Below are 9,307 nucleotides of genomic sequence, written 5' to 3'. Positions count from 1 at the left end.
CGCTGGAACCTCAAGAACCAACGGGCAGTCCCGAAGGACCGGAGTTTCTTTGTACGCCAGAGATTTTACGCACAGAGCGCTTTGTCTGTGCAACCGCGTATCTCTACTGTCATTGTGCTCTGGACTTGCGTCCTACAAGCAGTATAACACATTCCGGCATTGAAAAGCCCGGCTATCGCCGCACAAAATTCATCCCCACGGATAAATCCGGGGGCTTTCTTTTGTGTTTTTCCGGTAAGATAGCGCATGGACGACCTCTTCATCCCCGTCATCATGGCCGGCGGCTCGGGCCAGCGCTTCTGGCCGCTCTCGACCGCCGAACGCCCCAAGCAGTTTCTCGATCTGGAGCACAGTGGCCGCAGCCTGCTGCAGGCCACCTTCGACCGCCTGCTTCCCTTGGCCGGCGGGGCTGAGTGCGTCTTCGTGGTGACCTGCGAGCGCTACCGCGGGCTCATCCTCGAGCAGCTGCCCGAGCTGCCGGCGGAGAATCTTATTTTGGAGCCCGTCGCCAGGGACACCGCCGCCGCCGTAGCCTTGGCCGCGCTCGAGGTCGAGGCGCGCTTCGGCAACGTGGTCATGGGCCTCTTCTCCTCGGACCACCGCATCGGCGACGTCGGCGGCTTTCAGGCGACTGTCCGGCAAGCTGCCGAAGCGACGCTGGCGACGGCCGGTCTGGTCACGCTGGGCATCCGGCCGACCTTCGCCGCCACCGGCTACGGCTACATCCAGCGCGGCGAGGAGGTGGGCGGCGGCGTCTACAGGGTCGCCCGCTTCGTCGAAAAGCCCGACCTCGAGCGGGCCAGGAGCTACCTTGGCGCCGGCGATTACAGCTGGAACGGCGGCATCTTCTTGTGGCATACCAAGACGATTCTGGACGAACTCGCCAACCATGTACCCGAGCTCATGACGCCCCTCAGGGAAGCCCTTGCCACAGGTACGCTGGACAGCGTCTTCCCGACACTGCCCAAGACCAGCATCGATTACGCGGTGCTCGAACGAACCGAGCGCGCCTTCGTGGTTCCGGCCGATTTCGGCTGGGACGACCTGGGCGACTGGATCGCCCTCGAGCGCCTCTTAAAGCAGGACGCGCCCAACACCGTCATCGGCAGGCACGTGAGCGTAGACACCTCGGGCAGTCTCATCTACACCACCGACGGCGAGGACGTTATCATCACCATCGGCCTCGAGGATCTGGTCATCGTCAAGGAGGGCAAGAGGATGCTCATCGCCCGCAAGGACCGCGTGCAGGACATCAAAGGAGCCCTGCAAGGGCCGGAGCTCGCGGAGGGCTGAGCCTGGCACAGCGGCCTGCTCCGCTAGCGAGGCCGGGCCTTTGGGAGAGGGTGGCGTGTTGGCGGCAGACCTCTCCAGGAACCCGCCTTTGCTCCAGCAGGCGCTATGCTGAGACATGGCCGACACCAGAGAGGTTATTTTGGACGAGGAGATTTCCGCAAAGGAGCGGGCGCAGTTTTCGGAGGCCGGCGGTCGCGGCTGGGGCTACGCGGTCTTGTGGCGGGGCAAGTACTGGCGCATCGTCGAGAGGGTACGCACGCCTGAAGGAAAGCGCGGCTTCCGCGTCAAGGAGGCCGGCTGAGATTGCTCTCTCGGCCGGGTGGCCGCCCACGCCTCTCTGGATGAGGGCAGACAAAGGATTTAGGGTAGAATAGTCGGCAGCTCGAGAAAGGGCTCTTGAACCTGTCGCGGCAGCAAGCGGCACGTGACGTCAATCTTTTGTAAAGGAGCTAGTAATGAACATGGTGATCTTGATCGTCGCGGGCGCCGCGCTGCTCTTTTTCCTCGTTCTCTTCACCTTCATTCCGGTCGGGCTGTGGATCTCGGCGATCTCCGCCGGGGTCAAGGTCAGCCTCGGCAGCCTGGTGGCTATGCGCCTGAGAAGGGTGTCCCCGCACCAGATAATCCTGCCGCTCATCAAGGCCGACAAGGCCGGTATCCCCGTCGATCAGGACGGCCTCGAGGCCCACTATCTCGCCGGCGGCAACGTCAATCGGGTGGTGGACGCGCTGATCGCCGCGGATAAAGCCAGGATTGCCTTGCCCTTCGACCGGGCGGCGGCCATCGACTTAGCGGGCCGCAACGTCTTGGACGCGGTCAAACTTTCGGTCAACCCGCGCGTCATCCAGACCCCCGACGTGATGGCCGTCGCCAAGGACGGCATCCAGCTCATCTGCACCGCCCGGGTGACGGTGCGGGCCAACTTGGAGCGCCTCGTGGGCGGCGCCGGCGAGGAGACCATCATGGCCCGGGTCGGCGAGGGCGTCGTCTCCTCGATCGGCTCCTCGATCGATCACAAGGCCGTCCTGGAGAGTCCCGAGATCATCTCCAAGGCGGTGCTCGCCCGCGGCCTCGACTCCGGCACCGCCTTTGAGATCTTGTCCATCGACATCGCCGACATCAACGTCGGCAAGAACATCGGCGCGATCTTGCAGACCGACCAGGCCGAGGCCGACAAGCGCGTGGCGCAGGCTAGAGCCGAGGAGCGCCGGGCGATGGCGGTGGCCGCCGAGCAGGAGAACCGCGCCAAGGTCGAAGAGATGCGCGCCAAGGTGGTCGAGGCCGAGGCCGAGGTGCCCTTGGCGCTAGCCGAGGCCTTCCGAAAGGGAAATCTGAGCGCCACGCAAGCCGGCAGGCAGTAGACACCCGCAACAAACAAGTGGAGGCCAGTCGCCGAAAAACCTTCTCCAGAGGCATCAGGCCTTTACATTCGTCTGAAACGCGACCCCCGCATCTCCTAAACCCTCAAGCACGATGCCGACTGCAAGCCACAACTCGAGCCCGTCCTCACTTGCCAAAGAGGTTGGGCAGTTCCTCTAGCGTCACCAGGACCTCGCGCGGCTTGGAGCCTAAGTGCGGGCCGACCACCGCCAGGGACTCGAGCGAATCCATCAGCTTGCCCGCGCGCGCGTGCCCGACGCCCAAGCGCCGCTGCAGACGCGAGACGCTCGCTTGGCCCTCGTTGATCACCAGTTCGGCGGCCTCGCGCAGCTTGTCGTCGTTCCAGTCGATGAGTCCCGAGGCCGAGGACTCGTCGCTGGGCGGCGGATCGAAGTCCGAGCCGTAGGCCTCGACGAAATCGTCGTCGAAGTATTGGCGGCGCAAAAAGCCGGCCAGGTTGTGGATCTCGGGCTCGCTGATAAAGGGCCCTTGCAGGCGCGCGGGCTTGACCAGGCCGGGCTGGTAGAAGAGCATGTCGCCCTGGCCGGTGAGCCGCTCGGCGCCCATGGTGTCTAGAATCGTCCTCGAGTCGTGACCCGACGACACCGCAAAGGCGACGCGCGCGGGCACGTTGACCTTGATCAGGCTGGTCAAGATGTCCACGCTGGGCCGCTGGGTGGCGAGGACCAGGTGCATGCCGGTGGCGCGGGCCATCTGCGCCAGCCTCATGATGGCGCTCTCGACCTCCTTGGGCGAGGTGATCATCAGGTCGGCCAATTCGTCGATGATGATGACCATGTGCGGCAGCTCGGGCATGTCCAGGTTGCGCGCCTTGTCGTTGTACTGGTCTAAGTTCTTGGCGCCTATTTTGCTCATCATCTTGTAGCGCCGCTCCATGTGGGCCACGGTGCCCAAGAGCACGCCGGCGGCGTCGCCCGGGTTGGTGACGACCGGGCGCACCAGGTGAGGGATGCCGTCATAGGGCGTCAGCTCGACCATCTTGGGGTCGATCATCAGGAAGCGCAGTTCGGTCGGCAGGAACTTGTAGATGAGGCTGCCGACGAGGGTGTTGACCGCGACGGACTTGCCCGAGCCGGTCGAGCCGGCGACGAGCAAATGCGGCATCTTGGCGAGGTCGCCGACCACCATCTCGCCGTCGATCGACTTGCCGAGGATGAGCGGCAACCGCGCCTTGCTGCGCCGAAACGCCGCGGACTCGGCGGCCTCGCGGAAGGTGATGAGGTCGCGGTGGGCGTTGGGGACTTCTAAGCCGATCACGCTCTTGCCGGGGATCGGCGCCTCGATGCGCACCGAGCCCACCGCCATCGCCAGGGCCAGGTCGTCCGATAGGGTGGCGAAGCGGCTGATCTTCTCGCCCGGCGCGGGCTCGACCTCGAAGCGGGTGACGGTGGGGCCGCGCGCCGAGGAGACGACCCGGCCCTGGAGCTTGAAGTTGTGAAGCGTCTCGTCGATCTTGCGCACCCTGCCCTGGGCCTCGCGCGCCTGCTCGCCGGGGCTGTCGTCTTGTTTCGCGCGCTTGTCCAGGAGCTCGAAGCCGGGAAGCTGGATGGGAATGCCGCCGACGCGCGTATCCACCTCGTGGCCCTCCTCCGGCTCGTCGACGATCGCCTCGCTGATGCTGGGAGCGGGCTGGCTAGGGGACGCGTCTCCAAATGCAAGCTCGGGCGCCTCGGGCGCCTCCTCGTCTCCAGACTCGAGCTCGGGCGCGTCGGGCGCCTCCGCCAAGCTTGGCGCCTCGGGCGGCGCCTCCGTTTGAGCCTCGGTTTGAGATTCGGCTTCGGCCTCGGCTTCTAAGTCGGGCTCGAGCGCCCCGGCGACCGGTCCGGGCCGGCGCAATTTGCTCTGGAGCTCACTCAGCCGCTCGCGCCAGCCCTCGCTCTCGGCCAGGGCGGAACGGCCCCGCGCGCGCAAGGCCTCGCTCAGCCGGGCGCTCAGCTCGCCTAACTCGGGCGCGCCGCCGAACTCGCTCTGCAAGCGCAAGAACGCCGCCGACAGACCGTACCAGGCGCCCAGCTGGCCGGCGTCGCTTGCCAGCGCCCGTTGCGACTCGGCAATCTGGGCGTAGGCCTGCAGCCTGACCTGGTGGTCGGCCATCGCCTGCACCAGCGCGCGCGGCCCGCAGCCTGCGAGCCCGCCCTCGGCCAGGTCGCGCGCCCTCCTGAGGCGCCCGTAGCGCTGGGCCAGGGCGGTGAGGTCCAAAAGCAGGGTCTTGCGGATGTCGTCGAGCGCGCACGCGACCCGGCCGGGCTCCTCGAAGGGCTCGCTCAAGCCGTCAGTCATCGCCCGCAACCAGGCCTCGAAGCCGGCCAGGGCCTCCCCGTCCAGGCTGTGGCGGAACTCCGCGGCCCGGTCCTGGGTAAAGCCGGCGACGGCATTCTGCCAGGCCTGGAGGTCCGCCTGGGCGTCTTGAAGCGTCTCCTCGTCCGCCCTCTCCAGGGCCGCGCGGGTCTTAGCCACGGCCTTGCGCCACTTGCCGAGTTCGGCGCTGCCGGGGTAGAGCGTGCGCAAGGCCGCCAGGTCCTTGTCGATATCGCGGAGGCCGCGCTGAGCCAGGGCCACGTCCGCGCCAAAGGCCGCTCGCGATTTGAGGCGCCGCCGGGCCGACAGCAAACCCGTCGCGCCGTGACGGACGGCCTGCACGCTCCGGCGGGTGGCGCCTCGAGCGAGGCGCGTTGGCGGCCAGCCCAAGAGGAGTTCTACGCCCAGGCTCAAGACGAGGAGCGCCGGCACCAGCGCCAGCCAGCCCGTGGCGCCGGCCAGCGAGGCGCGCAGGCGCTCACCCCAGAGACCGCTCGAGGCGGGGCTAAAGAGCATGAGCAGGAGCCAGAGGCCGAGCGCCAAGAGCAGATAGCCGGCCAGGAGGCGCGGCCAGCTCCTGGGGTTCTTGCGCAGCAAAAAGAGGCCGCCCAGGGCGAGCACCGGCCAGGGCAGGGCGTAGGCGCCCCAGCCGATGCTGCCCGTCAAGAGGCCGCGCAGGGCCGCGCCCAGCTCGCCCGTCGGCAGGACGGGCAGGAGCAGGCCCAGCGTGACCAGGCCGAGCGCCAGGAGCACCAGGCCGACGGCCTCGAGGTCGGGCTGGTGGGGTCTTGGTACTTTCGCTTTGCTTCGCTGTCTCGCCACACCCAAGCTTACCGCGCCGGGGGCCGCAAAACCGGGCTTTCCTCTCAGCAAGGGCTCGAGCCTGAGCCTCCTGGGTGCCGCCCTCCTGGGTGCCGCCCTCCTGGGTGTCCGCCTCTTAGGTGTCCGCCCTCGGCTTCCGCTCCAGCAGGGGCGGCTCCGGCACCGAGGTGGGCGGGCCGCGAAAGGCCGGCCTGGTGAGCAGGTACTCTTCCAAGACGACTTTGGCGAGCGCCACCACCGGAATCGCCAGCAAGATGCCCACCAGGCCCATCAGCCCGGCGCCCAGGAGCAGGGCCAGCAGCACCGTGACGGGGTGGAGGTTGGTCGCTTTGGCCATGATATAAGGCCCGAAGACGTGCGCCTCCAACAGGTTGGCGCCGACAAAGACCGCCACCGCGCCCACCGCCACCCAGGGGCCGACGGTCAGCCCCAGGAACACCGCCGGAATGGCGCCGATGATGGGACCCAGATAGGGAATCAGGTTCAAGACCGCGGCGATAAAGGCGATCGACAGGGCCAGCGGCACACCCAAGAGCAAGAGGCCGAACCAGATGAAGACTCCTACGATGAACGAGATGAGCAGGCGGCCGCGGACGAAGCCGCCCACGGCCAGGTCCGCCTTGGCGGTCAGATCGCGGTAGAGGGGGCGCCAGCGCAGCGGCACATAGCGCGCGAACGAAGCCGTGATGCGGGGAAAGTCGTAGAGAAAATAGGCGCTGGTCACCACGATCAAAAACACCTGCAGGGTGCCCGAGACGATAGTCAGGACCCCGGCGTAGAGGATGCCGCCGCTAAAGTTGACGAGGTCTTGCAAGAATGCCCTCAAGTTCATCGCCGCCTCGGCCAGAAAGCCGGTCACCGTCTCGCCCGCGGCTTCGACGAGCGAGGTCGTCAGCCCTGGCTCGGGGTCCGCGCCCAGACGCTCGAGCAGGTTCAGTTGCAAAGTCTCGAGCCAAACCACCGAGTCCTGGCCGTAGAGCAGCAGGGTGTTGACCGCGCCGGGGATCAGCCGGATGAACTCGCCCGACTCGACGATGACCCGGCCGATCAGGACCGAGCCGAAGACGAAACCCACGCTCAGCATCAGGTAGACGAGCACCACCGCCAGCGGCCGGCCGATGCGCAGGCGCTGCAGGGCGTTCACCAGGGGGTTCAGGATGTAGGCGATGGTGAAGCCGATGACGGCGACCTGTAGCGCAAAAGCGTAGGTGCCGCGCAAGCGCCACAGCAACCAGAGCAGCAAGACGACAGCGACGGTATAGACGAAGGCCCGCACCCAGACGCTGCGCCAGACGATCTCGAAGGCGGTGGCTTCACGGTCCATTGCGCTCCTCCCGGGCAGGCTCGAGCCCACCTCCTTGACACCCGGATCCGACCGGGTCAAAGCGTAGATGGAGCACGATGAGAAGCACGGTCATGAGAAGCACGGTCACGAGAAGCACGGTAGCCTCCGCGGCGTCCGCTAGGGGCCGACGAAGAGCGAGGCCGCCCGCACGCGCAAGGCCTCCTCGTCCAGGCCTTCTCCGAAAAAGCTTCCCTCGGGCTCCCACACCTCGAAGTGCAGGCGCGCGCCCTGGGTGCTGCCGCGCACGCCCTCGGGGGTGCCGGAGTTGCCGACGAAGCCGATCACCTGACCGCGGTAGACGCGCACGCCCGTGCCGATGCCGGGGCGGATGTTGGCCAGGTGCGCGTAGCGCAGGAGGTAACCGTCGTCGGTCTCGAGGACGATCTGGCGGCCGCGCAAGGAGTCGAGCTGCGCCTCGTCGGCGCCCCTTTCGGAGACAGCGGCGAGCAGCGCCTGCCACGCCTCCTGGCTGTGCTCGCGGTAGACAAGGTCGGCGCGCCGCACGGTGCCGTCGGCGGCCGCGATCACCGGCGTGCCGTAGGCGATGGGCACGCCCGCGTCGTCGCTATAGAAGTTGAAGCCCTGGTTGACGCCCTGGCGGTAAGGCCGTGCGGCGCCGGGCAGATAGGCCGGGTTCTGCGGCAGGCGTGCGCCCACCACCGGAAACCACAGCCCATCCTCCTGCGGCGCCGTCACCGCGGCCGCCCCCTGCGGCGCGGCCGCCCCCTCCGCCGCCCGCGACTGCGCGCGCAGCCAAGCACTCGTGACGACGAGGCTGTAAGCGAAGAGAAGGGCGAGCAAAACCCAACCCGGCTTCACCCTGGGCCAGGCCCCTGCCTTCGGCCAGCGCATCTTCACCCCTCGAGTCTAGCACGCCCAGGTCAAGGCGTGAGGACGAAGAGCGGGAAGACCCCGCTCTTCACTGACCCTGGAGCTTTCTGACCCTGGAGCTTTCTGGCTCTGGAGCTTTGAGGACGTTCAGCTCAGGCGCTGAGCGTCTTGCCGCCGCGAATGCAGGAGGTGCAGACGCGCATCGACTTGCGGTTGCTACCCTGCTGAATGCTCACCTTTTGCAGGTTGGGGAGCTTCCACTTTTTGGAGATGCCGGTGGTGTTCTTGCCGACGCCGCCCTCGCGCTTGGCCTTGCCGCTTCTCACCACGTTGTTGAGGACAATCGGTTTTTTGCCGCAAATTTCACAAACTTTTGCCATAGTCACCTCATCGGCCCGTTCTCGGGCAAGCCTTACAACTCTAGCACAGGGCAGCAGGCCGCGTAAAGCGCAGTGAGAGCCAAAAGCCAGGAGAGCCAAAGGGCAATTCGAAGTGAACATTTTTGAGAAGAGAGGCTGTGCTGCTGTATGTGCTGCTGGTGTGGTCATGGCCAGGCAGAGGTTGGGATGGGCCAGAGGAGGGTGAGCAAGCCCTCAAACTTCAGCAACCTTGCTGATTTCGGTTTGCTGGACGTGCTCGAGCCGGGCCCAGAGGGGTGCGAGCGGCGCGAAGGTGCCCGCGGCCGCCCTCTCGAGCGCCGCGCTCAACCTCAACAGGCGCGCGTCCTCAAGCGCCGGAGCCATGAAGTGAACGCCGCAGGGCAGGCCGTCCTCGGCGGCACCCGCGGGCAGGCTGACGGCGGGCAGACCCGCCAGGTTGGCGAGCACGGTGTTGACGTCACCTAAGTACATGGCGAGCGGGTCGGCCACGCGCTCGCCGAGGGGATAGGCCGGGGTGGGCGCGGTCGGCGTCAGGAGCAGGTCGAAGCGCTCGAAGGCCCGCTCAAAGTCGCCCGCGATGAGGCGGCGCACCTTGAGCGCCTTGCCGTAGTAGGCCTGGTAGTAGCCGGCCGAGAGGGCGTAGGAGCCCATCAAGACGCGGCGGCGCACCTCGGGTCCAAAGTTGTGAGCGCGCGTGCGCATCGCGCTGGCGACCTGGCCGAGCGCGCCCTCGCCCTCGCGGCTGCCGTAGAGGCTGCCGTAGAGGCTGCCGTCGTAGCGCGCCAGGTTGCTGCTGGCCTCGGCGGGCGCCACCAGGTAATAGCTGGCGACGCCGTAGCGCGCGTGCGGCAGGGTGGCCTCGCCGACCGTCGCGCCCAGGGCCTCGAGCCGACTCGCGGTGCGCGCCAAGGCCGCCCGCACCCCCTCGCTGTTGCCC

At 67.1% G+C, this 9,307-nt stretch carries 7 protein-coding genes and 1 pseudogene; 3 read left to right on the top strand and 5 right to left on the bottom strand.

Features of this window, described 5'->3' with window-relative positions; translation table 11 throughout:
* Nucleotides 1-246 precede the first annotated feature (246 nt).
* From M3498_00285 to floA, 3 genes and pseudogenes are all read left to right on the top strand, one after another.
* Nucleotides 247-1,293 carry a mannose-1-phosphate guanylyltransferase gene (locus tag M3498_00285; GenBank protein MDQ3457732.1) on the top strand — a complete coding sequence of 349 codons (1,047 nt, stop codon included), beginning with the start codon at nucleotides 247-249 and terminating at the stop codon, nucleotides 1,291-1,293.
* A 115-nt stretch (nucleotides 1,294-1,408) separates the two neighbouring features.
* Complete coding sequence (locus M3498_00280; GenBank protein ID MDQ3457731.1) at nucleotides 1,409-1,594, top strand: hypothetical protein; 186 nt, start codon at nucleotides 1,409-1,411, stop codon at nucleotides 1,592-1,594.
* Nucleotides 1,595-1,748: 154 nt separating this feature from the next.
* Nucleotides 1,749-2,627, top strand: a pseudogene (gene floA / locus M3498_00275) (flotillin-like protein FloA).
* Nucleotides 2,628-2,799: 172 nt separating this feature from the next.
* Here floA and M3498_00270 read toward each other — a convergent pair.
* The 5 genes from M3498_00270 to M3498_00250 form a co-directional block, all read right to left on the bottom strand.
* Nucleotides 2,800-5,814 (bottom strand): DNA translocase FtsK, encoded by a 3,015-nt coding sequence (locus M3498_00270; GenBank protein MDQ3457730.1) that lies wholly within the window; start codon nucleotides 5,812-5,814, stop codon nucleotides 2,800-2,802.
* A 115-nt stretch (nucleotides 5,815-5,929) separates the two neighbouring features.
* Nucleotides 5,930-7,138: an AI-2E family transporter gene (locus M3498_00265; protein ID MDQ3457729.1), complete on the bottom strand. Its 1,209-nt coding sequence runs from the start codon at nucleotides 7,136-7,138 to the stop codon at nucleotides 5,930-5,932.
* A 138-nt stretch (nucleotides 7,139-7,276) separates the two neighbouring features.
* Nucleotides 7,277-8,011 carry a M23 family metallopeptidase gene (locus M3498_00260; protein ID MDQ3457728.1) on the bottom strand — a complete coding sequence of 245 codons (735 nt, stop codon included), beginning with the start codon at nucleotides 8,009-8,011 and terminating at the stop codon, nucleotides 7,277-7,279.
* A 131-nt stretch (nucleotides 8,012-8,142) separates the two neighbouring features.
* Nucleotides 8,143-8,370: a 50S ribosomal protein L28 gene (locus M3498_00255; protein ID MDQ3457727.1), complete on the bottom strand. Its 228-nt coding sequence runs from the start codon at nucleotides 8,368-8,370 to the stop codon at nucleotides 8,143-8,145.
* Nucleotides 8,371-8,583: 213 nt separating this feature from the next.
* The coding region (locus tag M3498_00250) for an amidase family protein (GenBank protein ID MDQ3457726.1) at nucleotides 8,584-9,307 on the bottom strand (724 nt) is incomplete at its 5' end.

The sequence above is a fragment of the Deinococcota bacterium genome, assembly GCA_030858465.1.
Lineage (GTDB): Bacteria > Deinococcota > Deinococci > Deinococcales > Trueperaceae > JALZLY01.
Note: the sequence above shows the minus strand (reverse complement) of the source record. Positions and strands in the feature narration are given on the sequence as shown.